The sequence below is a fragment of the Mycolicibacterium vulneris genome (assembly GCF_002104765.1).
Classification (GTDB): Bacteria; Actinomycetota; Actinomycetes; order Mycobacteriales; family Mycobacteriaceae; genus Mycobacterium; species Mycobacterium vulneris.
This window is the reverse complement of sequence record NZ_NCXM01000032.1, coordinates 39,882-66,487: the sequence shown is the minus strand read 5'-3', so window position 1 is coordinate 66,487 and position 26,606 is coordinate 39,882. Positions and strand designations below refer to the sequence as shown.

29 protein-coding genes and 1 pseudogene are annotated in these 26,606 nt (G+C 66.4%); 16 read left to right on the top strand and 14 right to left on the bottom strand.

Annotated features, from left to right (window positions below; translation table 11 throughout):
* Window positions 1-98: FAD-dependent oxidoreductase (locus B8W69_RS30090; RefSeq protein WP_133058026.1), on the bottom strand; the 98-nt coding region annotated here is incomplete at its 3' end.
* 295 nt (window positions 99-393) lie between these two features.
* Between B8W69_RS30090 and B8W69_RS24720 the strand changes: the two genes are divergently transcribed.
* Window positions 394-2,061, top strand: a complete 1,668-nt coding sequence (locus tag B8W69_RS24720) for a nitrite/sulfite reductase (protein WP_085292347.1) — start codon at window positions 394-396, stop codon at window positions 2,059-2,061.
* Between the two features lie 7 nt (window positions 2,062-2,068).
* Window positions 2,069-2,785: a sirohydrochlorin chelatase gene (locus tag B8W69_RS24715; protein ID WP_085292346.1), complete on the top strand. Its 717-nt coding sequence runs from the start codon at window positions 2,069-2,071 to the stop codon at window positions 2,783-2,785.
* Here the strand turns inward: B8W69_RS24715 and B8W69_RS24710 are convergent.
* Window positions 2,782-3,729 carry a LysR family transcriptional regulator gene (locus tag B8W69_RS24710; protein WP_085292345.1) on the bottom strand — a complete coding sequence of 316 codons (948 nt, stop codon included), beginning with the start codon at window positions 3,727-3,729 and terminating at the stop codon, window positions 2,782-2,784. The two genes, B8W69_RS24715 and B8W69_RS24710, sit on opposite strands and share 4 nt — an antisense overlap.
* A gap of 220 nt (window positions 3,730-3,949) precedes the next feature.
* On the opposite strand from B8W69_RS24710, the gene fdxA reads away from it, so the two are divergent.
* On the top strand, window positions 3,950-4,276 hold the full coding sequence (gene fdxA / locus B8W69_RS24705; RefSeq protein ID WP_065030936.1) for a ferredoxin: 327 nt from the start codon (window positions 3,950-3,952) through the stop codon (window positions 4,274-4,276).
* 76 nt (window positions 4,277-4,352) lie between these two features.
* Window positions 4,353-5,645, top strand: a complete 1,293-nt coding sequence (locus tag B8W69_RS24700; RefSeq protein ID WP_085292344.1) for an alpha/beta hydrolase — start codon at window positions 4,353-4,355, stop codon at window positions 5,643-5,645.
* Between the two features lie 12 nt (window positions 5,646-5,657).
* On the opposite strand, the gene B8W69_RS24695 is transcribed toward B8W69_RS24700, so the two are convergent.
* Window positions 5,658-6,092, bottom strand: coding sequence for a protease inhibitor I42 family protein (locus B8W69_RS24695; protein ID WP_085292343.1), 435 nt, complete (start codon window positions 6,090-6,092; stop codon window positions 5,658-5,660).
* A 100-nt stretch (window positions 6,093-6,192) separates the two neighbouring features.
* Here B8W69_RS24695 and B8W69_RS24690 point away from each other — a divergent pair, with 100 nt between their 5' ends.
* The 3 genes from B8W69_RS24690 (at window position 6,193) to B8W69_RS24675 (ending at window position 10,450) form a co-directional block, all read left to right on the top strand.
* On the top strand, window positions 6,193-7,803 hold the full coding sequence (locus tag B8W69_RS24690) for a Na+/H+ antiporter (protein ID WP_085292342.1): 1,611 nt from the start codon (window positions 6,193-6,195) through the stop codon (window positions 7,801-7,803).
* 33 nt (window positions 7,804-7,836) lie between these two features.
* Window positions 7,837-9,027, top strand: coding sequence for an AAA family ATPase (locus B8W69_RS24685; RefSeq protein WP_085292341.1), 1,191 nt, complete (start codon window positions 7,837-7,839; stop codon window positions 9,025-9,027).
* Window positions 9,028-9,331: 304 nt separating this feature from the next.
* The gene (locus tag B8W69_RS24675) at window positions 9,332-10,450 is read left to right on the top strand and encodes a glycosyltransferase (RefSeq protein ID WP_085292339.1); all 1,119 of its coding nucleotides are present in this window, start codon (window positions 9,332-9,334) and stop codon (window positions 10,448-10,450) included.
* A gap of 8 nt (window positions 10,451-10,458) precedes the next feature.
* On the opposite strand, the gene B8W69_RS24670 is transcribed toward B8W69_RS24675, so the two are convergent.
* Both B8W69_RS24670 and B8W69_RS24665 read right to left on the bottom strand, forming a co-directional pair.
* Complete coding sequence (locus B8W69_RS24670) at window positions 10,459-11,157, bottom strand: TetR/AcrR family transcriptional regulator (RefSeq protein ID WP_085292338.1); 699 nt, start codon at window positions 11,155-11,157, stop codon at window positions 10,459-10,461.
* Window positions 11,141-11,617: a hypothetical protein gene (locus B8W69_RS24665; RefSeq protein ID WP_085292337.1), complete on the bottom strand. Its 477-nt coding sequence runs from the start codon at window positions 11,615-11,617 to the stop codon at window positions 11,141-11,143. Before B8W69_RS24665 ends, B8W69_RS24670 begins: the two co-directional genes overlap by 17 nt.
* 142 nt (window positions 11,618-11,759) lie before the next feature.
* On the opposite strand from B8W69_RS24665, the gene B8W69_RS24660 reads away from it, so the two are divergent.
* Window positions 11,760-12,614 carry a sulfurtransferase gene (locus B8W69_RS24660; RefSeq protein WP_085292336.1) on the top strand — a complete coding sequence of 285 codons (855 nt, stop codon included), beginning with the start codon at window positions 11,760-11,762 and terminating at the stop codon, window positions 12,612-12,614.
* A 3-nt stretch (window positions 12,615-12,617) separates the two neighbouring features.
* On the opposite strand, the gene B8W69_RS24655 is transcribed toward B8W69_RS24660, so the two are convergent.
* The gene (locus B8W69_RS24655) at window positions 12,618-13,496 is read right to left on the bottom strand and encodes a 5'-methylthioadenosine/S-adenosylhomocysteine nucleosidase family protein (protein WP_245843357.1); all 879 of its coding nucleotides are present in this window, start codon (window positions 13,494-13,496) and stop codon (window positions 12,618-12,620) included.
* A gap of 154 nt (window positions 13,497-13,650) precedes the next feature.
* Here B8W69_RS24655 and B8W69_RS30755 point away from each other — a divergent pair, with 154 nt between their 5' ends.
* From B8W69_RS30755 to B8W69_RS24640, 4 genes are read left to right on the top strand one after another with little or no spacing between them, the layout of a single operon-like run.
* A complete protein-coding gene (locus B8W69_RS30755; protein ID WP_165762684.1) occupies window positions 13,651-13,818 on the top strand; it encodes a hypothetical protein in 168 nt (55 codons plus the stop codon).
* Complete coding sequence (locus B8W69_RS24650) at window positions 13,815-14,597, top strand: SDR family NAD(P)-dependent oxidoreductase (protein WP_085292353.1); 783 nt, start codon at window positions 13,815-13,817, stop codon at window positions 14,595-14,597. The genes B8W69_RS30755 and B8W69_RS24650 overlap by 4 nt, the downstream gene beginning before the upstream one ends.
* The gene (locus tag B8W69_RS24645) at window positions 14,594-15,472 is read left to right on the top strand and encodes an LLM class F420-dependent oxidoreductase (protein WP_085292334.1); all 879 of its coding nucleotides are present in this window, start codon (window positions 14,594-14,596) and stop codon (window positions 15,470-15,472) included. Before B8W69_RS24650 ends, B8W69_RS24645 begins: the two co-directional genes overlap by 4 nt.
* Window positions 15,472-16,200, top strand: coding sequence for a hypothetical protein (locus B8W69_RS24640; RefSeq protein WP_085292352.1), 729 nt, complete (start codon window positions 15,472-15,474; stop codon window positions 16,198-16,200). The genes B8W69_RS24645 and B8W69_RS24640 overlap by 1 nt, the downstream gene beginning before the upstream one ends.
* Before the next feature lie 11 nt (window positions 16,201-16,211).
* Here the strand turns inward: B8W69_RS24640 and B8W69_RS24635 are convergent, their stop codons facing one another.
* Genes B8W69_RS24635 through B8W69_RS24625 form a run of 3 tightly spaced genes read right to left on the bottom strand, consistent with a single transcriptional unit; the run spans window position 16,212 to window position 18,486 of the window.
* Window positions 16,212-16,625, bottom strand: coding sequence for an ArsI/CadI family heavy metal resistance metalloenzyme (locus B8W69_RS24635; protein WP_085292333.1), 414 nt, complete (start codon window positions 16,623-16,625; stop codon window positions 16,212-16,214).
* Window positions 16,626-16,627: 2 nt separating this feature from the next.
* Complete coding sequence (gene arsB / locus B8W69_RS24630) at window positions 16,628-18,139, bottom strand: ACR3 family arsenite efflux transporter (protein ID WP_245843355.1); 1,512 nt, start codon at window positions 18,137-18,139, stop codon at window positions 16,628-16,630.
* Entirely contained in the window at window positions 18,127-18,486 is a 360-nt protein-coding gene (locus tag B8W69_RS24625; protein ID WP_085292332.1) for an ArsR/SmtB family transcription factor, read from the bottom strand. Before B8W69_RS24625 ends, arsB begins: the two co-directional genes overlap by 13 nt.
* Window positions 18,487-18,613: 127 nt before the next feature.
* Between B8W69_RS24625 and B8W69_RS24620 the strand changes: the two genes are divergently transcribed.
* Window positions 18,614-19,141 (top strand): lipoprotein LpqH, encoded by a 528-nt coding sequence (locus B8W69_RS24620; protein WP_085292331.1) that lies wholly within the window; start codon window positions 18,614-18,616, stop codon window positions 19,139-19,141.
* Between the two features lie 42 nt (window positions 19,142-19,183).
* Window positions 19,184-20,173: an alpha/beta fold hydrolase gene (locus tag B8W69_RS24615; RefSeq protein ID WP_085292330.1), complete on the top strand. Its 990-nt coding sequence runs from the start codon at window positions 19,184-19,186 to the stop codon at window positions 20,171-20,173.
* 11 nt (window positions 20,174-20,184) lie between these two features.
* Here the strand turns inward: B8W69_RS24615 and B8W69_RS24610 are convergent, their stop codons facing one another.
* Both B8W69_RS24610 and B8W69_RS24605 read right to left on the bottom strand, forming a co-directional pair.
* The gene (locus B8W69_RS24610) at window positions 20,185-21,387 is read right to left on the bottom strand and encodes a cytochrome P450 (protein ID WP_085292329.1); all 1,203 of its coding nucleotides are present in this window, start codon (window positions 21,385-21,387) and stop codon (window positions 20,185-20,187) included.
* Window positions 21,388-21,402: 15 nt separating this feature from the next.
* Window positions 21,403-22,053, bottom strand: coding sequence for a TetR/AcrR family transcriptional regulator (locus B8W69_RS24605; RefSeq protein WP_110882047.1), 651 nt, complete (start codon window positions 22,051-22,053; stop codon window positions 21,403-21,405).
* Window positions 22,054-22,273: 220 nt separating this feature from the next.
* Between B8W69_RS24605 and B8W69_RS24600 the strand changes: the two genes are divergently transcribed.
* Both B8W69_RS24600 and B8W69_RS24595 read left to right on the top strand, forming a co-directional pair.
* Entirely contained in the window at window positions 22,274-23,059 is a 786-nt protein-coding gene (locus B8W69_RS24600) for a spirocyclase AveC family protein (RefSeq protein WP_085292327.1), read from the top strand.
* 136 nt (window positions 23,060-23,195) lie between these two features.
* Window positions 23,196-23,538 (top strand): annotated as a pseudogene (locus B8W69_RS24595) (ABC transporter substrate-binding protein); the annotation flags it as partial.
* 4 nt (window positions 23,539-23,542) lie between these two features.
* Here the strand turns inward: B8W69_RS24595 and B8W69_RS24590 are convergent.
* From B8W69_RS24590 to B8W69_RS24580, 3 genes are read right to left on the bottom strand one after another with little or no spacing between them, the layout of a single operon-like run.
* On the bottom strand, window positions 23,543-24,517 hold the full coding sequence (locus tag B8W69_RS24590) for an LLM class flavin-dependent oxidoreductase (protein WP_085292326.1): 975 nt from the start codon (window positions 24,515-24,517) through the stop codon (window positions 23,543-23,545).
* 44 nt (window positions 24,518-24,561) lie between these two features.
* Window positions 24,562-25,623, bottom strand: a complete 1,062-nt coding sequence (locus tag B8W69_RS24585) for an NAD(P)H-dependent amine dehydrogenase family protein (RefSeq protein WP_085292325.1) — start codon at window positions 25,621-25,623, stop codon at window positions 24,562-24,564.
* Between the two features lie 11 nt (window positions 25,624-25,634).
* The gene (locus tag B8W69_RS24580) at window positions 25,635-26,606 is read right to left on the bottom strand and encodes an LLM class flavin-dependent oxidoreductase (RefSeq protein ID WP_085292324.1); all 972 of its coding nucleotides are present in this window, start codon (window positions 26,604-26,606) and stop codon (window positions 25,635-25,637) included.

The window sequence follows — 26,606 nt, the reverse complement described above, 5'->3', positions numbered from 1 at the left end:
ACCGGCGTCAACTGCGCCCGCGCCGCATACAACGCCGCGGTATACCCAGCAGGACCCGAACCAATAACGATCACGTCGTGGATGTCGGAGGAGCTCATAAACGGCCACACTACTGCGATTCCGTAAAGCGCCGGGGCACTCCATCTGGCCGCCAAGGCAGGACGTGAAGCAGCGCACACAACAGCGGGTTGTGCCTTCACAACACATGACCTCTACTGACGCCCTCGTAAGGGGTGCACCATGGAAATCGCGACCCGTGGGTCCAACGACGAACCTGCGGGTGCCCTACAGACCCAACATCATCGCGATGCCGCGGCCCGGCAGCCTGCCCTGCGGCCGCACCACGGCCGATCTGAGGCCCACTCGGGCCGCCACGAGGAATGAGAACGCCACATGACCACCGCACGTCCAAGCAAGACCCGCAACGACGGTCAGTGGGCGCTGGGCGACCGCGAGCCGCTCAACCACGCCGAGCAGTTCAAGAGCGACGACGCGCCGCTCAACGTGCGCGACCGCATCATCAACATCTATTCAAAGCAGGGTTTCGACAGCATCGCCAAGGACGATCTGCGTGGGCGGTTCCGCTGGATGGGCCTCTACACCCAGCGTGAGCAGGGCTACGACGGCAGCTGGACCGGCGACGAGAACACCGACAAGATCGAAGCCAAGTACTTCATGATGCGGGTCCGCTCCGACGGTAAGGCGATGACCGCGCACACGATGCGCACGCTGGGCCAGATTTCGACCGAATTCGCCCGCGACACCGCCGACATCAGCGACCGGGAAAACCTGCAACTGCACTGGGTCCGGATCGAGGACGTGCCCGAAATCTGGCGCCGGCTCGATTCGGTGGGCCTGCAGACCACCGAGGCCTGCGGTGACTGCCCGCGCGGCATCCACGGTTCGCCACTGGCCGGCGACTCGCTCGACGAAATTCTCGACCCTTCGCCCGCAATCGACGAGATCGTCCGGCGCTTGCTGAACAACCCTGAGTACGCCAACCTGCCCCGCAAGTACAAGACCGCGGTCTCGGGCCTGCAGGACGTCTCGCACGAAACCCACGACATCGCGTTCGTCGGCGTCAACCACCCCGAACACGGCCCCGGCCTGGACCTGTGGGTGGGCGGGGGCCTGTCGACCAACCCGATGCTGGCCCAGCGGCTGGGCGTGTGGGTGCCGCTGGACGAGGTCGCCGACGTCTGGGAGGGCGTCACCCGGCTGTTCCGCGACTACGGCTACCGGCGGCTGCGCGCCAAGGCCCGGCTGAAGTTCCTGGTCAAGGACTGGGGTATAGACAAGTTCCGTGAAATTCTCGAACAGGAGTACCTGAACCGGCGGCTGATCGATGGACCGGCCCCCGCGCCGGTCAAGCACACCATCGATCACGTCGGGGTGCAGCGGATCAAGAACGGGCTCAACGCCGTCGGCGTCGCGCCGATCGTCGGGCGGGTGTCGGGTAGCACACTGTCGGCGGTGGCCGACCTGATGGAGAAGGCCGGTTCCGACCGGGCACGATGGACCCCGTTCCAGAAGCTGGTCATTCTCGACGTTCCCGACGACAAGGTCGACGAACTGGTCGCGGGCCTGGACGCCCTGGGCCTGCCGTCGCGGCCGTCGTCGTGGCGCAAGAACACCATGGCGTGCACGGGAATTGAGTACTGCAAGCTGTCGTTCGCCGAAACCCGGGTGCGGGCACAGACTTTGGTGCCTGAGCTGGAACAGCGCCTGGCCGACGTCGATTCCAGGCTCAACCTGCCGATCAGCGTGCACCTCAACGGATGCCCGAACTCGTGTGCCCGAATTCAGGTGGCCGACATCGGGTTCAAGGGGCAGTGGATCGACGACGGTGACGGCAACTCGGTCGAGGGTTTCCAGGTGCACCTCGGCGGCGGTCTGGGCGAGCAGAGCGGCTTCGGCCGAAAGTTGCGCCAGCACAAGGTCACCAGCGCCGAACTGGGCGACTACATCGACCGGGTGACACGCAACTACATCGACGGCCGCCAGGACGGCGAGACGTTCGCGTCCTGGGCGCTGCGGGCCGACGAGGAAGAGCTGCGCTGAGGCCGAGATGAACACACTCGTACTCACCGCGCACGGCAGCCGTGACCCGCGGTCGGGGGCCAACGCCGAGGCCGTGGCCGACCGGCTGGCGCTGATGCGGCCCGACCTCGACGTGCGGCTGGCGTTTCTCGAGCTCAACACTCCAAACTTCGTCGACGTGCTGGCCGGGTTGCCGGACGCCCGCCGCGCGGTGGTCGCCCCGTTGCTGCTGGCCAGCGCCTATCACGCCCGTCTGGACATCCCCAAGCAGATCGCCGACGCCGGCGCCCACGGCATCCGGCAGGCCGATGTGCTCGGTGAAGACGAGCGGTTGGTGACGGTGCTGCGCGAACGACTCGTCGAAGTCGGGGTCTCCCCGCTCGACGACGATCTCGGCGTGATGGTGGTGGCGATCGGCTCGTCGAACCTCGCCGCCAACGCGCGCACTGCGAAGGTGGCGACCAGGCTGGCCGCCGGCACCCAATGGGCCGGGGCCACAACGGCATTCGCCACCCGGCCCGAGGCGTCGGTGGCGCGGGCCGCCGACCAGTTGCGTAACCGCGGCGCGCGCCGGCTGGTGATCGCGCCGTGGTTCTTGGCGCCGGGCCTCATCACCGACGGCGTGTCAAAATTCGCCCGCGACAACGGCATTCCGATGGCGGCACCGCTGGGCGCCCACCGGCTGGTGGCCGAGACCGCGCTCGACCGCTACGACGATGCGCTCGCCGAGGACGCCGCGGCCTAGGTTTTCGACACAGCAGTGCTCAGGATGTGGCTGAGCAGGTCGCGGATCGCTCCGGCCGGCGGGGTGCGCCCGCCGATCCAAATGGCCCGAAACTTGCGGCGCAGATCCAACTTCGGAATCTCCACCGCGTGAAGCCGGCCGAACGCCAGGTCATCGGCGACGGCCAGCCGGCTCATGGTCGCCGGTCCCGCCCCGGCTAGCACCGCGGCGCGCATCGCCGCCGCGGAGGTCAATTCCAGCACGGGCGCGGCCTGTTCCATGTCCTCGCCGAGCACCTTGCGCAGCGCCACCGTCAGCGAATCGCGGATGCCCGAATGGAGTTCGCGGGCCACCAGCGGAGTCTGCGCGAGTTCGCGCGCGGTCACCACCCGGCCCCGTCGCGCCCACTTGTGGTCGGGCGCAACCACGATCACCAGCTCGTCCTCCCCCACCACACAGCTACCCAAACCCTTTGGTGTGCCAGGGTTTTCGACGAAGCCCAGGTCGGCGCTGCCATCGCGGACCGCGGCGATGGCGTGGTCGCTATTGGTGGCGGTCAGAATCACCTGAGGTGCGGTCTCGCCGCGTCGCGTTGCCTCGGCCTGCAGGGACAGCAGCCAGTGCGGCATGAGTTGTTCGGAGATCGTCTGACTGGCCGCCACCCGGATGCGTTCGCGCCCCTCCTTTCGTAGCGAGCCCAGGCCCGCGTCGATCTCGGCGGCGACCTCGAGCAAGCGGGCCGCCCAGTCCGCGACGATCAGGCCCGCGGGCGTCAGTTGCGAGCCGCGCGTCGTCCGAACGGCCAGGGTGACGCCGATCTGGGCTTCCATGGTGGCAAGCCGCCGCGATATCGCCTGCTGGGTCAGCCCCAGCTCTCGCGCGGCCCGGCCCAGGCTGCCGGTCTCGGCGATCGCCAAAAACGCCTCGAACGACGCGAGTTCGGGCAACCGGGGGCTGAGGGGCATGGGCGGCGGCTCACAATCAAATCGTGTGACACAACTATAGCTTGTGACACCACAACGCCAAACCTCTACTCACGCCCCGGCCGAGCCGGAACGATGGGACACACGAGGCGTGCAGGCCGGTAGCCCGCGCGGGCGTCCTCGCGCTAAATTAGCCAGCCAGACCGTGTTTGACGGCCCGCAGCCGGCTGACCCCGCTAGCCCAGAAGGAAGGACAACACTCGTGGCCTACGTGATCGCCGAGCCCTGTGTCGACATCAAAGACAAGGCGTGCATCGAGGAATGCCCCGTCGACTGCATCTACGAGGGTGCCCGGATGCTCTACATCCACCCCGACGAGTGCGTCGACTGCGGTGCCTGCGAGCCGGTGTGCCCTGTCGAGTCCATCTACTACGAGGACGATCTGCCCGCCGAGCACACCCAATACCTGCAGATCAACGCCGATTTTTTCACCGAACTCGGCTCGCCCGGCGGCGCTGCGAAGGTCGGGCTGACCGAGAACGACCCCGCCCCCGTCAAGGAGCTGGAAAGCCGGGCAGAGGCGTCCTAGCCTCCCCGCACGCCGGGTTGGTAGCACGGGCGCTAGCGGATCCGATAGTCATCTACCCGTTTCGTAAGGTGAGGCAATGCGGACTGCTCGAATCATCCACGTCATCCGGCAAATAGGGTCGTTGGCGGTCACCGCCGTCACCGCGGCGTCCACCCTCAACGCCTACCGGCCGCTGGCGCGCGGCGGATTCCCCTCGCTGTACTCATGGATGTTCGGGCTCGCCGTCACCGAATTACCGCTGCAAACGCTGCTGACCCAGCTCGCTGGACTGGCGCTGACCGGCCGTCGCCTGACCCGGCGCGTGCGGATCATCGCGTGGGTGGTCGCCGGGCTCTCGGCGCTGGGCCTGCTCAACCTCAGCCGCGCGGGCCATCGGGCCAATGTCCCCCTGGCCGAGGCGTTGGACGACGGACTGGGGGCCGACCGGCTCACCGAGTCGGCAAACCTGTGGCGCCGCCCGGCCGGCAGCGGCACCGCCAAGACCCCGGGGCTGCTGCGGATGCTGCGCATCTACCGCGACTACGCCCACGACTCCGACATCAGCTACGGCGAATACGGCAGCGCCAACCACCTGGACATCTGGCGACGCCCCGATCTCGACCCGGCGGGCAAGGCGCCGGTGCTCTTCCAAATCCCCGGCGGCGCCTGGACAACGGGAAACAAACGCGGACAAGCACATCCGCTGATGAGCCATCTCGCCGAGCTCGGTTGGGTCTGCGTGGCGATCAACTACCGGCACAGCCCGCGCAACACCTGGCCCGACCACATCGTCGACGTCAAGCGCGCGTTGGCCTGGGTCAAAGAGCACATCGCCGAATACGGCGGCGACCCCGACTTCGTCGTCATCACCGGCGGTTCGGCCGGCGGCCACCTGACGGCGCTGGCCGCGCTGACGCAGAATGACCCGCAGTTTCAGCCGGGATTCGAAGACGCCGACACCCGGGTGCAGGCGGCGGTGCCGTTCTACGGCATCTACGACTTCACCCGGTTCGACAAGTCGCTGCACCCGATGATGCCGGGGCTGCTGATCAAGTCGATCATCAAGCAAAAGCCCGCGACGCACCTGCAGACCTTCGAGGCCGCGTCACCGGTCAACCATGTGCGGGCCGACGCTCCCCCGTTCTTCCTCCTGCACGGCACCAACGACTCGCTGGCCTACGTCGAGCAAGCCCGCACGTTCGTCGAGCGACTCCGGCAAGTCAGCGCGCAGCCGGTGGTGTATGCCGAATTACCGCTCACCCAACACGCTTTCGACATCTTCGGCTCCGTCCGCGCCGCACACACCGCGGTGGCCGTCGAGCAATTCCTCGCCGAGATCTACGCGGCGCACCTGCGGGCCGATGTCGTTGCGGCCCCCGAAGTGTCGTAAAAGCGCACGGCCCTATTGCACCGTCACGGCCAGCGTGTAGGTGCACGCCGGTTTGGCGTCCTTGCCCACGAAGCTGGTGTACGCCGTGCTGATCGTGGTGCTCCCCGGCCTCAGCGCGGTGAACGTCCACTCTTCGACGCCCGGTGCGCCCAGCGCGTCAGAGGTCGGCTGGACGAACTGATGGCTGACCTGCTTGATGATCGACGCGTCGCCGATCTTGGTGTCGGGGGTCCACCGGTAGGGAGTGGTGTAGTTCGAGCCCAACTCCACCACCAGGGTGTTGCCGACGGCGAGGGTAACGTTCTGCTTGATCTCACTCTGCGTCAGCACATCGTTCATGGGTACCTGGAGCGTCTTGGTCGACGGCGGGTTCCTGGACGCGAAGTGGCAGCCCACCACGGTCGACAACATCAGCATGGCGACTGTGACCAGCAGCCTGACCCTCACCAGATCCCCCTTCGATTCCCGTCCCGGAGCCTAATAGGTCTGATCGAGACCGAAGATAGGCGACGACGCCGCCGACCGCCGCGTCCGGCAGGATGGGCTGGTGTTTGGCCTTGAACTGATCGTCGCCCTGGTGTCCACCGTCATCGTCGGGACGGTCATCGGGCGGCGCTATCGCGTCGGTCCCCCGGTGTTGCTCATCTTTCTCGGCGTCCTGCTCGGACTGATCCCTCAATTCGCGCACATCCGGGTCAACGGCGAGATCGTGCTGCTGCTGTTTCTTCCGGCGATCCTGTACTGGGAGGGGCTCAACACCAGCTTCCGCGAGATCCGGGCCAACGCACGCATCATCGTGTTCCTCAGCGTCGTCCTGGTGATCGCCACCGCGGTGGCGGTGTCGTGGACGGCGCGAGCGCTGGGCATGAATCCACACGCCGCCGGCGTCCTGGGCGCGGTCCTATCGCCCACCGACGCGGCCGCGGTGGCCGGTCTCGCGAAGAAGCTGCCCCGCCGGTCGCTGACCGTGCTGAAGGCCGAGAGTCTCATCAATGACGGCACCGCCCTGGTGCTGTTCGCCGTCAGCGTCAACGTCGCGATCGGCGGCTCGGCGATCACCCCGCCCGAGGTGACCGCCCGGTTCATCGGCTCCTACCTCGGCGGGATCGCCGCCGGGCTACTGGTCGGCGGAGCGGTGACGCTGCTGCGCAAGCGAATCGACGCGCCCCAGGAGGAAGGGGCGTTGAGCCTGGTGACGCCGTTCGCGGCCTTCCTTCTGGCCCAATCGATGGGGTGCAGCGGAGTCGTCGCGGTGATGGTGTCGGCGCTGGTCCTCGCATACGCCAGCCCGTTGGTGATCCGGGCCCGTTCCCGGCTGCAGTCTTTCGCCTTCTGGGACATCGCGACATTTCTGCTGAACGGCTCGTTGTGGGTGTTCGTCGGCGTGCAGATCCCGGGAGCGCTGCGCGGCATCGCGGGGGTCGACGGCGGAGTTCGGCACGCCTTGTTCGTGGCGCTGGTGATCACCGGCGTGGTGATCGTGTCTCGCATCTTCTGGGGCGAAATCACCACGCTGCTGATCCGACTCATCGACCGCCGCCAGGTGCAACGCGAACGCCAGGTCAGTTGGCGCCAGCGCTTCGTCACCGTCTGGGCGGGATTCCGCGGGGCCGTCTCGCTAGCAGCGGCGGTGGCCGTGCCGACGACAACGCTGAGCGGCGCGCCCTTCCCCGACCGCAGCCTGCTGATCTTCATCGTGACCGTCGTCATCCTGGTGACCGTCCTGGTCCAGGGCAGCACGCTGCCCGCCGTGGTGCGGTGGGCGAACATGCCAGAAGATGTGACCCACGCCGAGGAACTGCATCTGGCTCGTTGTCGCGGGTCTCAGGCCGCCCTGGCCGCGCTGCCCGCTGTGGCCAACGAAGTCGGCATCGGCGACGACTTGAGGCAGCGGCTGCAAAAGGAGTACGAGGAAAAGGCGGCGCTGGTGCTGGCGACCGAGAACGATTCGCCGAACAGCCGCATGCTGAAGGGCAGGGAGAAAGTCCGGCGGGTGCGGCTGGGCGTGCTCGACCACAAGCGCCGGGAAATCACTTCGCTGCGCAATCAAAACCTCATCGACGACATCGTGCTGCGCGAGTTGCAGAAAGAGATGGACCTCGAGGAGGTGCAGCTGCTCGCCGCCGCCGCCGACGACGACGAGGACGAGGACGAATAGGGCCCGTCGGTGGCCGACCGTACAGTCGGCCCCATGCTGCACACCGTCGCGATCCGCGGGTATCGCTCGCTGCGCGAGGTGATCCTGCCGCTGGGTCGTCTGTCGGTGATCACCGGCGCCAACGGCGCCGGCAAATCCTCGCTCTATCGCGCGCTGCGCCTGCTGGCCGACTGCGGCCGCGGCGAGGTCATCGGGTCACTGGCCCGCGAGGGCGGGCTGCAATCGGTGCTGTGGGCCGGTCCCGAGCAGCTGGCCGGCACCCGACGCACCGGTAAGACCGAGGGCACCGTGCGCACCCGCCCCGTATCACTCGAATTGGGCTTTGCCGCAGACGATTTCGGCTACCTGATAGATCTGGGCATCCCGCAGTCAGCCGGAAAGTCGGTGTTCGCCCGGGACCCGGAGATCAAACGAGAAGTGTTGTTCGCCGGCCCCGTGCTGCGGCCCAGTTCGACGCTGGTGCGACGGTCGCGGGTGTTCGCCGAGGCCAGCGCGGACTCCGGCAGCGGCTTCGACGAGTTGTCCCGAGCCCTGCCCTCCTACCACAGCGTGCTCGCCGAATACGCCCACCCGCACGCGTTTCCCGAGTTGGCGGCCGTGCGAGAACGGTTGCGCGGCTGGCGGTTCTACGACGGCTTCCGGGTCGACGCCGGCGCACCCGCGCGGCGCCCCCAGGTGGGCACCCGCACCCCGATGCTCTCCGACGACGGCAGCGACCTGGCGGCTGCGATCCAGACGATCCTCGAGTCGGGGTTCGACGACCTGAACCGGGCCGTCGCCGAGGCGTTCGACGGCGCCACCGTTTCCGTGGCCATCCACGACGGCCTGTTCGACCTCCAGCTGCGCCAGCGCGGCATGCTGCGCGCATTGCGCGCCGCCGAGTTATCCGATGGCACATTGCGTTTCCTGCTGTGGGCCGCCGCACTGCTGAGCCCGCAACCACCGTCGCTGATGGTGCTCAACGAACCGGAGACCTCGCTGAACCCCGACCTGGTGGCCCCGCTGGCATCGCTGATCCGCACCACCGCCGCTCGGACGCAGGTCGTGGTGGTCACCCACTCCCGCTCGCTGCTGGAATTCCTGAACACGACGCCGCTGGCGGATATGCACGACGCCGCCGACGGCCGGGCCATCGAGATCGAGCTGTACAAGGACTGGGGCGAAACACGCATCAGCGGCCAGACTTTGACGACGATGCCCCGGTGGGATTGGGGCACGCGCTAGGGGCTTTGGCCTCAGCGACGGCTTCGCATCGAGTGTGCATCCTGGGCGGCCCCGCCCGGCGTGTCGCCGCCGTGATTGCACACTCGACACCCGCAGGGCACACTCAGGACGCGGCGCGTGGCTGGGCCGATCGTGTCGACACCGTCAGCGCGAGCATGGCCGACCGGCCCGCCGCGGCGCTGCAGCGCTGGTTCGGACTGCCGACCGGCGAATAGCGGCGCCCGGAAGCGAAGTTCACAGAGAGTTCAGGCACGCGTCGGTTCAGCATTGATGAGTGCACACGCGCACCGCGTGTCCTCACGTTATGCGCGTTGTACAGGTCGCCAATTTCTATGGCCCTCGCTCCGGCGGCCTTCGCACCGCGATCGACCGGCTGGGCGCGGAATATTGCGCCAGTGGGCACGAGGTCTTCTTGATCGTCCCGGGCCGCTGTGCGGAACATACTCAGCTGCCCACAGGGGTGGTGCGAATCACCTTGCCCGCTAGAATGATTCCTTTCACCGGTGGTTACCGCGCGGTGATGCCAGGACCCGTCAAAACGCTACTGGAAGCGCTGCAGCCCGACGCGTTGGAGGTCTCTGATCGGCTGACGCTGAGGTCGCTGGGGCCTTGGGGCCGCGAATACGGCGCTCGGACCGTGATGATATCCCATGAGCGGCTGGATCGCCTTGTGGGACAGATACTTCCGCGCCGTCCCGCGCAGAAGTTCGCCGACGTCGCCAACAGGCGCACGGCTGCCAACTATGACACCGTGGTGTGTACGACCGGTTTCGCGCGCGAGGAATTCGACCGGATCGGTGCCCAAAACACCGTCACCGTTCCACTCGGTGTGGACCTGCAGACGTTTCACCCGCGCCGGCACTCCCCTCTGGTGCGCGAGCGGTGGGCCGCGCCGCAACAAATGCTGCTGGTTCACTGCGGCCGCCTGTCGGTCGAAAAGCGCGTCGACCGCAGTATCGACGCACTAGGCGCACTGTGTCATGCCGGTGTCGACGCTCGGTTGGTCGTGGTGGGCGAGGGACCGATGCGGGCGAAGCTGGAGAGACAGGCCTCCCGCCTGCCGATCGACTTCACCGGCTTCGTCAATGACCGGCATACCGTCGCGGGATTGCTGGCCACGGCGGACGTGACGCTGGCCCCGGGACCGCACGAGACATTCGGGCTGGCCGCGCTGGAATCGCTGGCGTGCGGAACACCGGCCGTCGTGTCGCGCACGTCGGCGCTTACCGAGATCGTCACCCCGGACAGCGGCGCCTTGGCCGACAACGACCCATTCGCCATGGCTTGGGCGGTCGGCACAATCGTCGACCGGCCCGAACAACACCGTCGCAGCTCTGCACGACGCCGCGCCGAGGACTTCACCTGGGAACGGGCGGCGGCGGGCATGCTCGCGTCGTTGGGAACTGCCCAGGAAAGCGCATAGCCCAATTCCTATCCACCCGACGCCCCGACCATCGCTTCGACCTGTGCACGCGTCAGCGTGGTGACGCTTCCGTCCGGTAGGCCCAGTATGCGGTCGACGGCTATCCCGTGCAGTCTGAAACGCGTTGCGAGAGCGTCGATCGCCCGTGCTCGCGCGGCATCGTCGCTCGCCTCGAGCACCTCGAGGACGATCGAGTTCGTGCGCGCGGCGAGTCCATAGATCATGTCGGCGACCCCTTCGGGGTCAAAGGTGACGAAGACGCCGTCGGCGACTCCGTCGGAGATCAGGCACGTCAACAGAGGCAAGGACAACGCCTCATCCGCGGCCAGTATTCGTGCGTACAGATGGGCATTGTCGGGACGCAGCAATGCGACCATGGCGGCCAGCTGCTCGGGGACGCCCATCTTCATCTTGGCGTCAAAACCGGCTTGCAGCAACGCATTGAGGCGAGCCAGCGCATTCCCGTCGCAAGCGGCGACGGCCTCCTCGATGACGCTGAACGCCGCTCGCGCACTGCGTTCGGCCAGGGCGGCTATCAGCGCGTCCTTCGACGGAAACCAGTGATAGAAAGCGCCTTTGGAGACACCGGCATCGGCGATCAAATCGTTCAGGCTGACGTTGTCATAGCCACGCCGCAGAAATAACCCGGTCGCTCTTTCCAGCAGCTCCGCCCGGCGGATATCGGGGTGCTTAACTACCCGCGGCACCAGGGCGGTCCTGGGTTGTTCCCGGCACAGTCTCAGGCGCGCGGGGTTCCGGTTTCCAGCCCACGTAGGTCAGGTACAGCCCGGCCAAGGCCAGGCCGATGAACAACACCCATATCGCCGCGACAGCGCCCGAGCTGTAGATGACGTCGCCGGCGGCGTCGTAGGCCATGGGAACGGTCAACAGCAACAGCCCGCGAATGAGGAAGAACCAGCCGACGGCGGACACGATGATCGCCGCGAGTCCGCGCCAGTATTGGTGAAAAGCAATGATGAACAGCCCACCCATCAAGAGGATGGCGCCATACAGCCACGGCCACATCGGATTTGCCTTGAACTCGGTGAACAGCGCCTGCATATACGAGCCGCGTATCGCGATTGTCGTGGGCACGATGGTGAGATACGGGCCCATCACGCGGGCGAACATGCGTGTCCGGATCTGCGACTGCTGTGAAGTGCTCATTGCACCACCTCCATCTGCCCGCTCAGCATAACCGACCAGTGGTCGGTATGCCAGACCATTGGTCGGATAGCATTGAGCGCCGCGGGCGGCGGTTTGCTCGCCGCGCTGGCTAGGCTCGCTGGATACCGACAAGGAGGATCTGGTGGGAGCACGCAATCAGGTACTGATCACCGCCAGCGAGCTGGCGGACATCATCTCCGCTGGTGATCCGGTCACCATCCTGGACGTGCGGTGGAGAATCGACGCTCCCGACGGACGGCCCGCCTACCTGGACGGGCACATTCCGGGCGCCGTCTACGTCTCACTCGACGATGACCTCAGCGACCACACGGTCTCCGGCAAGGGACGTCATCCGCTGCCGTCGGGACGCAACCTGGAGACTGCCGCGCGCGGCTGGGGAATCCGCCAGGACGCGTTGGTGGTGGTGTACGACGACTGGAACCGCGCCGGTTCCGCACGCGCGTGGTGGGTGCTGACCGCGGCCGGACTGGACAACGTGCGCATCCTGGACGGCGGCCTGGCCGCGTGGCGCTCGGCGGGGCATGGTCTCGAGACCGGACCGGTGGATCCAATACCCGGGAATGTGACTGTGCCGCAACATAATTTATATGCCGGAAGTCGCCGTACGCTGACGGCCGAGCGCGTCGCCGAAGACACCGTGACGCTGCTCGATGCGCGCGCACCGGAACGCTACCGCGGCGACGTCGAACCTCTCGACCCCGTCGCCGGCCACATTCCCGGTGCGAAGAATCTTCCGAGCACCTCGGTCCTGGCGGCCGACGGCACCTTCCTCGACGACGACTCATTGGCACAACTGTTGTCCGAGCGCGCAATCGAGCGTCACGACGCGGTGGGCTCCTACTGCGGCTCGGGCGTCACCGCCACGGTCACGATCGCCGCGCTCGCCGCGACGGGCCGGGATGCGGCGTTGTATCCCGGGTCGTGGTCGGAGTGGAGCTCGGATCCCGACCATCCGGTGGAACGCGGTGCCGAGTAGCGGTCAACGGCCGGTCCAGCTCTGTAGGAAAGCCGCGGTTACCCGGGCGGCGTTCTCCGCCGCGATCCGTTTGTAGCAGAAGAACTGGAACGGAAAGCCCGGCAAGTGAAGCGGATCGCCGGGCCCGTCCGTGATGCCCCGGATGCCAACGAACGGGACACCGTGCGTGTCGACAACGGCCTGCGCGGCCGCAGTCTCCATATCCGTCGCGTCGTAGGCCGGGTCTGACGTCGATACGATATTCAGGTTGCTGATCAGGGCGCTTCTCAGCCAGGGGCCCGTCGCCCGGAAGAAGTTGCCGGAATACAGAAGTGAACGACTGGGCACGCTGTGGGGCTGGCAACCAAATACGCTGCCGCCGTGCGGGATGCACGGAAATGCCACGCCGTTGTTGTTGTCCCAGCTGCATCCGTCACCGCCGGCGAACACCTGCGGCCGGTGCCGCAGTTTGATATGCCCCGCAACGTTTCCCAATGCGACGGAGAGCTTCTCGGCGGTGGCCAACATCCCCGGATCGACCGAATGAAATCTCGTGCCGCCGTCTAATGTCCACCGCGCCGGTACCGCCACATCCGCGATGCTGGTGCGGCCGCCCCCGCCGGCGACGCCCGAAAAGACCACCGCACCAATCGTAATGGCGGACCCACTAGCGAAGCGGACGAAGGCGGTCTCGGTGGTGTCGGTGGCGTTCGTCAGGCCGATGCCGGTCATCGCCACGATCACCTTCTTGCCACTTATCGCGCCAAGGTAAAAGCGTCGACGGTCAGCGACGACCACCGGATCGGGATCGAGCGTAGTGTGGGACAGCACCGCGTCGGCTTCGACCGGAAAGGCGGACAACACCAGCGTGCGCCGTTCGCCGCGATCCGCACCATCACCCACCGACACAGTAAACGCCACGACGAGGATGACCCGGAAGGGCTCACGCAGCTTTGCTGATTCCGGCCCTCTACGTCTGGCCAGCGGCTAGTCTCAGCGGCGTTGCAGCGAAGCCGGGAACGCGGCGCACACAGGAGTCTGGTCTCGGGAGCCGAAGATGACATTTGTTTCGCGCAACAGGAAGTATGCGGCCTTGGCCGCCTATGAAACGGCAGCAGAGACCTCGATGAGCCATGACATGATGCTCGACCCCGGGCGGCTGGCCGTCGCCGAACGAATCCACGCGCGGCTGGAATCATGCGTGCCCGCAAACACGACTTTATGACCGGCCGGCTCGACGGCAAGGTCGCGATCATCACTGGGGCCAGTACCGGCCTGGGACCGGTACTTGGATCCCTGTTCGTCCGCGAAGGCGCCAAGGTCTTGTTGGCCGCACGACGTGAAGAGCTGGTACACGTGGCCGCCGAGGCGGCCGGTCCCGGCGCCATCGCCATGCGTGCCGACGTGACCGACGAGAACGACGTTGCGGCCATGGTGGCGCGGGCGGTCGACGAGTACGGCCACGTCGACATCCTGTGTAACAACGCCGCCGCACCCGGACAGGACCGCTGGATCTGGGAGCAGACGTTGGACAACTGGAACGCCACCATCGCCATCGACGTCACCGCCGCGATGCTGTGCACCCGCGAAGTGCTCAACCAGTCGATGCTGGGGCGCCGCCGCGGCGTCATCTTGAACTTCTCCTCCACCGTCAGCTACACCGGGATGGTCCGCAAAACCCACTACGTCACCGCGAAGGCATCACTGCGGGCGTTCACCAAGGCCGTCGCGCTCGAGGTCGGCCCGCACGGCATCCGGTGCAATTGCATCGTGCCCGGGGCCATCGACACCGAGCTGTGGCGCAAATGGGTGCAACGCACCGCGGACGAGCAAGGCGTCGACGCCGAAACCGTTCGCAAGAAGCAACTCAAAGGCGTTGCTTTGCAAGATATCTCCTCTGCCGAAGACATTGCCAATCTGGCGCTGTTCCTCGCCAGCGACGAAAGCCGCACCATCACGGGCCAATCGATTCCCGTCGATGCCGGAGGGTACATGCAGGGATGAGCGGACACGCCAAACTTTCGGTGGCCACGCCAGTGGTGACGATGTTCCCCGGAAGCAGCGGTGAGTGGGAGAAGACCGCCACCATCGAGGATCTGGCCCAGATCGCCGAGGCCGCAGACCGGCTCGGCTACCACCACCTGACCTGCAGCGAACACATCGCGCTGCCGGCGGCCGAGCGGGGCCGCCGCGGCACCCGCTATTGGGATCCGCTGGCCACCTTCGGGTACCTGGCGGCCCGCACCCAACGAATTCGATTCGCCACCAACGTGCTGGTGCTCGCCTATCACCATCCCCTCGAAATCGCCAAGCGCTACGGCACCCTGGACCAGATCAGCGGCGGGCGGCTGATTCTGGGGGTCGGCGTCGGCAGCCTCAAGGAAGAATTCGATCTCATCGGCGCACCCTTCGACGACCGCGGCCCGCGCGGGGACGACGCGTTGCGGGCGCTGCGCGCGTCACTGTCCGTCGACGAACCGGCCTACCACGGCGAGTTCTATTCGTACGACGGCCTGGTCGTCGATCCCCGCGCGGTCCAAAAGCACGTGCCCATCTGGATCGGCGGGCGGACGCCGCGATCACTGCGCCGCGCCGCAACCCTGGCCGACGGCTGGGCCCCGTTCAATGTGAGCCTGCAGCAGGCGCGGGATTGGCTGGGCCGCTTCGACCTTCGTCCCGGATTCGACGTCGTCCTGCCCGCTCCGGCATTTTTGGACCCGATCGCCCAGCCGGAGCGAACCCGCGACCTGTTGGGCGAGACGACGGCTCACGGCGCGACCATCGTCAGCGCCGCCTTCCGCCACACCTCGCTGCAGCATTACCTGGAGAATCTGCAGGCGCTGGCCGAGCTCCATCCCCCCGCCGACGGTCCCGCGTGATCCGCGTCAGGGCAGGCATTTTCAGCCTCACCGCCGCGCCGCCCGCTGACGATGACGGTAGTTACCTGCGCTGGCACCTGCTGGATCACATGCCGGAGCAATACCAGCTGCCGGGCATTGTGCACGGGTTGCGCTGGATCGCCGACGGCGATTACCCCGACCACCGCCTGGCCGCCAATGGCCCCCTGGGAGAAATCGGCAACGCGGTGCACTACCTGGTCGGCGACCCCGTCGAGAAGACCTTCGACGACTTCGTGACCCTTGGCCGCGCGTTGCGCGACAACGGTCGCTTCCCGGTCGTGCGGCCGTCGCTGCAAGTGGCCGGCCTGCGCCTCCTGCAGTGGCAATCCTCGCCGCGCGCCCTGGTTTCGCCCGAGGTGGTGCCGTTTCGGCCGCACCGCGGCATCGTGCTGATCGTCGAAGAACCCGCCGACGGCCGGCCGGACGATTGGCTGCGATGGTTGCATGCCGAGCACTACCCGGCCCTGCTCGCAACCCCGGGCACGGCCGGCGCGTGGACGTTCGGCTCCAGCGGCGGTTGGAGCCACCTCCCCCGCAGCTGGCGAACCGATCACCAGTACATCACCGTCGTCTACCTTGATGAGGATCCGCTGACCGTCGTCGGGGCGCTGGCCCCCATCATCGAAGAGCGTTGGCGTTCAAGCGCGGTGCGGCCGGTATTCGCCGGCCCGCTGCGCAGCATGATCAGTTGGGAAGCCTGGCCGTAATTGCGCACGGCCTAGGAAGCGCAGCAGGTCGACTCCGATTGGTCGCCAGCTCCGAACGTCTCGGAATCGGCCTTCACCGTGTAGATCTCCCAACGTTCACCGGCCGGACCGCTCACCCACACTTTGTCCTGGGTGGCGAAGCAACACGTCGTATCGATCTCTTCGTCGGTCAGCAAGCCCACCCCGGCGAGCCGTCGGCTTTCGTTGTGCACGGTGTCGCCGGAGGTGACCTCGACGCCGAGGTGGTTGAGGGTGCCGCCGTGACCGGGGTTCTCCAGCAACACCAATTTCAGTGGCGGCTCGTCGACGGCGAAGTTGGCGTAGCCGGGCTTGACCTTGGCCGGCGCGACATTGAAAAGCTTGGTGTAGAACGCGATTGCCTCGTCGAGGTTGTCGACGTTGAGGGCGAGTTGAACACGCGACATGGTTACCTTCCTTTCGCGGTGGGTATGTCGATCGTCATCGTGGTGCCGAGCAGTTCCTCGATGAGCGCACGGACGTGCTCGGCGATGTCCTCGCGAATGGCCCGCACCGCCTCGACGGGCTGACCGGCGGGGTCGCGGAGGCGCCAGTCTCGGAACGAAACGCCCGGGAAATACGGGCAGGTATCGCCGCAGCCCATCGTGATCACGACGTCACTGCTCTGCACCGCGTCGGCGGTGAGAACTTTCGGGACGTCGGTGATGTCAATCCCCCACTCGGCCATCACCGCCGCCGCGGCCGGATTGATCTGATCGGCGGGCTCCGTTCCGGCGGAGTGGACTTCGATGCGGTCGCCGGCCAAATGACTCAGCAGCGCAGCGGCCATCTGCGAGCGACCGGCGTTGTGCACGCAGACGAAGAGAACACTGGGTCTTTCAGCGCTGGCCGGGCCAGCACCACCAAAGAGCCGCGGTCGCAGGGCCAATGAAACGTAGACCAGCGTGACCAGGATGGGAACTTCGATCAGCGGCCCGACCACACCGGCCAGGGCCTGGCCGGACGCGGCGCCATAGGTGACGATCGCCACCGCGATCGCCAGTTCAAAGTTGTTGCCGGCGGCGGTGAAGGCCAGGGTGGTGGTGCGGGCGTATCCGAGTCGCAGCAGGACTCCCAGCCCGTATCCCCCGGCCCACATGATCGCGAAATACACCAGCAGCGGCAGCGCGATTCGCGCGACGTCCCAAGGCCGCGAGGTGATCTGGTGACCTTGCAGCGCGAAGAGGATGACGATGGTAAACAGCAGACCGTACAGCGCCCACGGCCCGATCCGGGGCAGGAAACGACTCTCGTACCAGCCGCGGCCTCTGGTGCGCTCACCGAGACGCCGCGACAGGTATCCGGCCGCCAGCGGGATACCCAGGAAGATGAGCACGGATTTCGAGATCTGCCAGGCGGATACGTCGATGCCGGTCGTGCTCAACCCCAGCCACCCGGGCAACACCGACAGATAGAACCAGCCCAGGGCGGCGAACATGACAACCTGGAAAATCGAATTCAGCGCGACCAGAACCGCGGCGGCTTCGCGGTCCCCGCACGCGAGGTCGTTCCAGATGATGACCATGGCGATGCAGCGCGCCAAACCCACGATGATCAGCCCGGTGCGGTATTCCGGCAGATCCGGCAGCATCAACCAGGCCAGGGCGAACATCACCGCCGGTCCGATCAGCCAGTTCAACACCACCGACGCCACCATCAGCTTGCGGTCGCCCGTGACGCTGTCGAGCTGGTCGTAGCGCACCTTGGCCAGCACCGGGTACATCATCATTAGCAGGCCGATCGCGATGGGCAACGAGATGCTGTCGACCTCAACAGCGCTGACCGCCCGCCCCAGGCCCGGGGCCAAGCGGCCGAGCAGCAGCCCCGCGACCATGGCGATCGCAATCCATCCCGGCAGGAACCGATCCAACGTCGAAAGCCGGGCGCCCACCGCCGTGTCGATCGAGTTCATGACCCACATTCCGCGGTCACGCGTGCGTCGACGCTTAACACCGACGAAAGTTGTTGCAATGCAGCGGGAACCACCCAGTAGTACACCCACGTGCCGCGCCGTTCGCAGTCCAACAGTCCGGCCGATCGTAACGTTTTCAGGTGGTGGGAGATCGTCGGCTGTGACACGTCGAATGTCTCAGAGATCTCGCAGACACAGGCCTGGCCGCCGGGATGGCTGGCAATCAGACTCAACAGTCGCAGCCGCACCGGATCGCTGAGCGCCTTGAACATCGCGGCCAGCTCAGCGGCTTGCGGCTCGGCCAACGCGGCCGCACCCAGCGCCGGACAACACTCCGTTCCCGACTGCTTCGACATCCATCTATATAAACACATATCGAATCAATGCGCCGGCGGTGGCGTTTTTCCCGCGCTCCGGTTTTAGTCAGGCAGGTGAAACGAACGGGACCTATAGTCTCGTGACGAGCTAGCCCAAGGGGGTGCCATGACCAATCCCGGCAATCGCCGCAACCAGCGGTGGGTCGCTCGCGTGACCGCCGCGCTCGGCCTGGTGGCGTTGGGGGCCGGCCTGCCGGCCTGCTCCAGCAAGGGAGATCACCCCGCCGCGACCCCGAGTTCGGGCCCGCCGTTGGCAAGCACGACCGTCATGATCGATGGGAACAAGCACACGATGATCGCCGCGGTGGACTGCACCCGATCGGCGGCGCAGCCGAGCGCCTCTCCCCCGGAATCGGGTGACCTCACCACCCGGATCAGCGTGCACGACGATTCCGCATCGGTGTCGCTGGCCGTCTCCGATGAGCAGCCGCCCAGCATCGACGGCTTCGCCATTTCGCTCAAGCTGGACAGCGGCCTGTACCAATTGCCTTATCAGGGAACCAGATCACCGAATCAGGTCCAAGCGACCAAGGACGGCAAGAGCTACACGGTCACCGGGACCGGCCAGGCCACCACGCCCGGCCAAAGTGGATTGCGGGATGTGACTTTCGGAATCCACGTGACGTGCCCATAAGCGCGTATTGTCTGCCGCGACCACCTCTGCGATGCTGACAGCTTGGACATCTTTGCGCAGTGGCAAGACGGCGGCACTGAGCTTCGTTGGCGCTCGACGACCGCCGCCAACGACGGCCACGAGGTCTCGGTATTCAGCCGTCGGTGCGGCACTCCCGGTGCGCCCGCATTGGTCTTGGTGCATGGCTTTCCTACCAGCAGCATCGACTATTTCGGCTTGGTGGGTGAACTGAGCGCGGAGTTCGACATTCACCTGCTGGACTTTCCTGGCTACGGACTCTCCGACAAACCACCCGAGCCCTGGGTGTATTCGCTCTATGACGACGCGCGCCTGCTCGTCCACGCGATCACTCAGGTGTGGGGGCTCACCCAATACCGCATGCTCACCCACGACCGTGGCAGCAGCGTCGGCATGATCGCGGTGGGCATGCTCGCCGCGCAAGACCCGCCGGTCGCCCCCGTCGACCTGATTTTGACGAACGCCAACATCTACCTTCCGCTTTCCAACCTGACCGCCTTTCAGACGGCGCTGCTCGCCCCCGCGACCGCGCGGGCCACCGCCGCGGCCACGACTCCGGAGATGCTGGCGGCCGGCATGGGCGCGAGCACGTTCATGCCGCGACGCACGCTGGAGGATCCGGAGATCGCTGCGCTGGCCAAATGCTTCGCCTACAACGACGGTGTGCGCGTGCTGCCCGACACCATCCAATATCTGCACGAGCGGGCGGCCGATGAAACCGGTTGGCTGGAAGCGCTTTCCACGAGCCACGTCAACACGACGTTGGTGTGGGGCGTTCACGACAACGTGGCACCGTTGCGAGTCCCTAATCACGTCTGGCAGACGTATTTGAAGCACAAGCCGGGCCGCAACCGCTACTGGGTGGTGCCCGGCGCCGACCACTATCTGCAGTGCGACGCCCCCGGGCAGCTAGCCCAGATCGTCCGCCTCACTGCCCAGGGCGACGATATTCCGTTGCAGACGTTGGGAAATCAGCCCGACGGCGCGGTCCTGGTGGACCAGAGCGGCACCTAGCCTGCCCCGATCTATCGCGTGACGACGGGCAGGCGCGCCCAGCCACGCACGCTCGCTGTATGCGCCCGCTGGGCGTTCGCATAGTCGACTTCCCAATCGGGCCAACGCTTCAACACTTCTTCGAAGGCCACCCGCGCTTCGAGCCTTGCCAGCGCCGACCCGAGACAGAAGTGCAGGCCCTGCCCGAAGCTGAGATGGCTTCCGCGGCGGTGGATGTCGTAGCGATCCGCATCCGGGAAGTGGCTTTCGTCGCGGTTGGCCGAGGCGTTCAGCAAGAGCATGAACGACCCTTCGGGAACCTTACGGCCGTAATGCTCGGCATCGCGCGCGACGTAGCGGGCCTGCACCGGTGACGGCGGCTCATACCGCAGCGTCTCCTCTATCGCGCCGGAAATCAGCGACGGGTCCTCGACGAGTTCTCGGCGCTGGTCCGGGTGGTCCGACAACAGTTGACCCATGAAACCGATTAAGCGAGCGGTCGTTTCGTTGCCGGCACCGGCGATCATCGCGGTGTAGGCCAGCACCTCGGTCCGCGTCAACGGACGCCGCGTGCCATCCGGCTCATCGATCTCGGCCCGCAACAGCTCGGTCATCAGGTCGTCGGAGGGATGGCTGGCTCGCCATTCGATGTACTCGGCGAACAGGTCGATGGAATTCGCGAAGACATTCGCATCGATCGCGGCCGGGTCGCTGTCCTTGGACAATTCGATGTTGGCGACGCTGCGATCCCGGATCTTTTCTTGATCGGCCTCGGGAATGCCCAACAGGTATCCGATGGTCCGCATCGGCATCATCGCCCCCAGATCCGCGATGAAATCGAAGCCGCTCCCCCCGACCAGCGGTTCAAGCTCGCGGACACAGAACCCGCGCACCAAATCCTCGACCGCCAACATCCGCCGTGGCGTGAAGACGCGGGACAGCAGCTTGCGGTGCAGGTCGTGCAGCGGAGGGTCCTCGAACAGCAGAATGCCGGGTGGCACTTCGATGTTCGCGAACAGGATGTCGGCTGTGGTGCCATTGCCCGAGCGGTAGGTCTCCCAGTTCGGCAGCTCGCGCACCACGTCGTCGTATCGACTCAGCGCGTAGAAGTTGTACTTCTCGTTGTAGTACAGCGGCGCCTCTTCGCGCATCCGCTTCCACACCGGGTATGGATTCGAGTCGATCTCGACATCGAATGGATCGTAATATAACTCGACGGCGCTCGGGCTTGTCATTGTCGGATCCCTATCTCAGTCGTTGCGGTGCAAGAAGCCGTGCAGCAGTGCTTGGACGAGTTCCTCAACGATCACCTCCCGCGGCGGTGGCTCGTCGCCGAAGTAGGTCGACCGCAACGCGGCCATGCCGGCGATCATCGACACGGTCGAGTGGGCCGGCAGGTCAGGGTGATCGGACCGCAACCCGCGCAATTGCATGCCTTCAACGCTGATTTGGCCCAACACCGTGACCGCCCGGCGGATCTCGGCGATGCCGGCGTCGGCCTTCTCCTCGTCGCTGAGACTCTCGGCGGCCATCAGGGTCAGCAGCAGGCCCTGGTGTTCGACGAACACGTCGTAGAGCTTCGAGACGAACAGCCGAGTCAGCTCCTGCTCGTCGGTCTCCTCGGGAACGACCGACTGCCAGGTCTGGCCGAATTCGTCGACGAAGCTCACAAAGGGCACGACGAGCGCCTCGCGGAACAGCGCGGCCTTCGAACCGAAGTTGCGGAACAGCAGATGTTCGGTGACCCCGGCGGCCTGGGCGATTTCACGTGTCGTGGTGCTGCGATAGTCCTGGCCGGCGAAGAGCTCCCGGGCAGCGTCGAGCAGAAGCCGGCGCGGCTCGCCGCGGGGCCGACGCGCCACCGTAGTCGGCGTCGGCTGCTTAATTGCTCGCTGGGGCACCGATGTCCACTCCTCCGAACGGCCTCGGTCGACCGCCTTGGGGATAGTATCCGCTATCTCCATAGGATAGTATCCACTACCTTAAAGGCGAAACCATCGGAAGGGTGACACCAATGGGCGCTGTCATCATGCTCGGCACGCTGTTGGGGCTGATCGTCCTGATATTCGGGCTGGTACTCCGCTTCGATCCCGAGTCTCGGCCGAGCGACGAGGGCCGCCAGTGAACACGCAAATGACCCCGGTGATGGCCGGGGCTCAGTACTTCTCCTACGCCGCGAGCGTCGCCTTCCTGATCGCGGGGATCTATCTGAGCTACCGGCGGCGCCGCATCCATCCGCTGTTGCTTCTCGGCATCTCGGCGATCTCGTTCTCGTGGATCGAGTCACCCTACGACTGGGCGATGTACGCACAGTTTCCGCCCGCGCTGCCACGCATGCCGTCCTGGTGGCCGTTGAACGTGACGTGGGGCGGGTTGCCGTTGGCGGTGCCGATCGGCTACGTCTCCTACTTCATCATTCCTGCCGTAACCGGAGCCGCCCTCGGACGATGGCTGAGCGCAAAGTTTAACTGGCGCAGGCCGATTACCCTGCTCGTGGTCGGCCTCGCCGTCGGTACCTGCTGGGCACTGTTCTTCAACGCCTACACCGGGGCCCAGCTCGGCAACTTCTACTACGGCTACGTGATTCCCGGCCTCGCGATCTTCGAGGGCACCAAGCACCAGTACCCGCTGTACGACTCGCTGGCCATGGGCATCCAGATGATGCTGTTCACGTATCTGCTCGGCCGCACGGATGCCGAAGGGCGAAACGTCATCGACATGTGGGCGGACAAGCGGTCGAAGAGCCGGGGACAGTCCGCGGTGCTCTCCATCGTGGCCGTCATCGTCGTCGGAAACCTGGTGTACGGCGCGGTCTTTGCGCCGCACCTCGTTACGAAGCTGGGCGGCTACGTCACCGCGGGACCGACGGAGCAGCTGTACCCCGGCGTCCCCAACCAACCCAAATAAGGCAGCGATCGCATGGGCTACGAGAGCACCGCCGAGCCGATCAAGATCGGTTACCTGATGGACTTCCTACTGCCCGAGGGCTTTCCGCAAACCTACTTCGAGGACCTGACGCAACCCTTCGAGGGCTGCCTGGCCGGACCAGTACGACGAGGGGCAACACGGTCGGGCAGAAATTCCTCGACAAGTACAACGAGGCCTACGGCCGGCGACCGGAATGGTTTGTGCCGGTAGTGAATAGAGATGATGCACACACGCTGCTGCGCGCTCTCGCCGACGCCCACCCGCTGAGCCCGCGCGGGGTGAAGGAGGCGCTCGAACGCGTCAAGATGATGCCGGCCGCATCCGGCGCCCCGGGAACACGGGTGTCGTTCGGCAACTGGTCTCGTCGGGCCTGGATGGGCACGGGCTATCTGGTGGCGCGGCGGCTCGACGCTGACGGTGTCAACTCGCACCTCGTCGATCGGTTCGGCGAGGAGTAGAACGTCAGCCGAGCGCCTCGGGCAGCACCACTTCGCCCACGCGCCTCAGGTACGGCCACGCGATCTCGGGCGGCAGCCCGCCGCACAGCGGCGACAGGTTGAGCACCTGGCCAGCCTTCACCCGCGAAATCGCTTCCGGCACCGAGATAATCACGTGCGACGTCCCCGCCTCGCGCAGCTCGTCGATGGTGTTGACGTGGCTGAATCCCGCCGTCGTCTCGTCCCCCGGATTCCACGCGGCGTAGGTGCGCACGTCGTGCAGCAGGTGCTCGCCGATCTCTTTCCACGCCTGGTCCACGTCCTCGGCGACGAACACGACCGAGGGCGTGTTGCGGTCGGGAAACATCGTCGGGCCGGGCGTATGCCCGTGCTCGCGGCACGCCTCCTCGTAGGCCTCCTGCATGCCCGGCGCGTTGGCGTTGCCCAGCATGCCCAGGCCGTACCGGCCGGCCCGGCGGGCCGCGGCGACCGTTCCCCCACCCCACATCAGTCCCGGCCCGCCGGGAGTCAGCGGGCGGGGCGTCACACTGATCCGCCGTCCGTCCTCGACGACGGTTTCGCCGGCAAGTAGTCGCCGCAACAGCGCGAGTTTCTCGTCGCAGAGGCGACCGCGCTTCTTGATCGGCAAGCCGAAGTGCTCGAACTCCTCGGGCCGGTAGCCCAGGGCCAGGATGTAGGAGGCCCGCCCATTGCTGATGATGTCGAGCACCGCCATGTCCTCGGCGAGACGCACGGTTTCGTAGAACGGCAGGATCAGGATCAGGCTCAGCGCCAGCCGCTGCGTCCGCGCCGCCACCGCCGAGGCCAGCAAGAACGGCGACGGCAGGTAGCCGTCCTCGGAGCCGTGGTGTTCGCACAGGACGGCGGCCAGACCACCGTGTTCCTCGGCCCACGCGGACATTTCCGGCGCCGCGGCGTACAGATCGGCTGGGGGCGCGGCCCATTCGGGATCGCGCATATCGAAGCGCAGTGTGTACACGGCAAACTCCTAGCTGCCCTAATCTTGCGACGTAGGTTACACGTTCAGTCGAAGGCGTAAAGCGGCAGCGTGGTCGGGAGATCCAGCGAGCTCAGCAGGCCCGGGGGCGCGTCGACGACATACGGGATCGCGTTGACGACGCGCATCGCCGTGGACGCCATCGCGGCTCGCCCCGCCCCATGACCCGCACTCTCGCCCAGCGTCATCTCGCAGTGGATGTCGGGATCTCCTTCGATGTCGACCCGGTACGTGGCGTCGCAGTCCGAGGCGGGCCAATCGGGTGCGACGTCGCGGGCCATCCGGATGACGTGCTCGATCACGATGGCCTCGCGGCCCTTGACCACTCCCGCCGCCCGGGTCCGCACGGCGCCGCAGGTGCCGGCCTTGACGGTGCCGAAGGCCACCTTGATGTCCCGGTCCGTGAGCTCACGGTCGAGCGAACCGCGAATTTCGTCCACCTCGACACCGAGTCCCTCCGCCATGAGATGAATCGGTGCCTTCCAAGCCATTTCGATGAACCCGGGCGTCTTCAGCATCGGCTCGAAGTCCAGCGGCCGGCCAAATCCCATCCCGTCCATCATCACGTCGGCCACCGGGTAGTGATCGTTGAGCGCCGCCTCGCTGGCCGTGATCCGGCGGATGGTCTTGGACTGGGTGGTCATGAGCAGCGCGAGCTGATCGGAAGCGAAGCCGGGGAAGATGCCCGATGCGTAGAACGACACCTGGCCGGCTGTGGTCGCGGCGTCCAGTTCGTCGCGCCAGGTGGGCGCGAAGTAGGACGGCGGGTACACCAGACTCGTCGACGACGTCGACACCACGTTGATGCCCGCCGCCAGCAGACGCACGTAGTCGGGCACGGCCGCGCCATCGCGGTCGGGACCGCTGGCCGCGTAGACCACACAATCGGGCCGCAGCGCGATCAGCGCGTCGGCATCATTGGTGGCAAGCAGCCCCAGCGGCGTACTGCCGGCCAGCTCGCCGACGTCCTTGCCCACCTTGTCGGGCGAATGCACCCACACGCCAACAAGTTCCAGGTCCGGCCGTCGCCGGATGGCATCGATCGCGTTCGAGCCGACTCCCCCGGTCGACCACACGACAACACGCATAGGCACTCTCCTCACCGGCCGTCCGCAAAAGCGGCCGAGGCACGCTCGAGATAGGGCCACGCCACGTCCGGTGCGACACCGCCGCAGAGCGGGTGCAGCGGCAGCAGCTGCCCGCCGCGCACGTAGTCGACCGCCTCCTCGGGCGTGAAGATGCGGTACGGGCCGCCGTCCACTCGAAGCTCAGCGACGCTGTCGGCGCGGGTGATGCTGGCGACCGAGTCGTCGTGCGGCCGGTAGGACGCCGCCGTCTTCGCGTCGTGCAGCAGGTGTGACCCCAGCTCATGCCACGCCCCATCGACGTCGTCGGCAACGAAAACCGTTGTCGGAGCTCCCGGTTGGGGAAACTGGATGATTCCGGGTTCGTGCCCGTGCGCACGGCACTGCTCCTCGTAGCACTCCTTGAGGCCGGGCGACGCGGTCTGCGAGATGAAACCCAGTCCGTAGCGGCCGGCCCGCCGCGCCGCGGCCTTGCTGCCGCCGGCGATCAGCACCATCGGCCCGTTGGGCGAGCCGCACGGTGGGGTGACGCGGACCGTGCGGCCCCGATATTCGACGGACTCACCGCGGACCAGCGGCCCCAGAATGTCCAGCATCTCGTCGGCCGCGCGACCGCGCGTGCTCATGTCGAGACCGAAGTGCTCGTATTCCTCATGCCGGTGTCCCACCCCGAACGCGTAGGACACTCGTCCGCGACTGATCAGGTCCAGCACGCTGATCTCCTCGGCGAGCCGGACGGGATCCCACAACGGAATCGGCACCGCGGCCAGCAGGATCGCCAACGTGCGCGTCCTCGCCGCTATCGCCGACGCCAAAATGAGCGGCACCGGCAGATGACCGTCGTCGGTGCCGTGATGCTCGGAGAGCACCGCCAGCACGGCGCCCCGCGTTTCGGCCCACTCGCACATGTCGATGGCCGCGGCGTGCAGATCGGTGGCCGGTGCACCCCCACGCGGGGCGCGCATGTCGAACCTGAGCGTAAACAT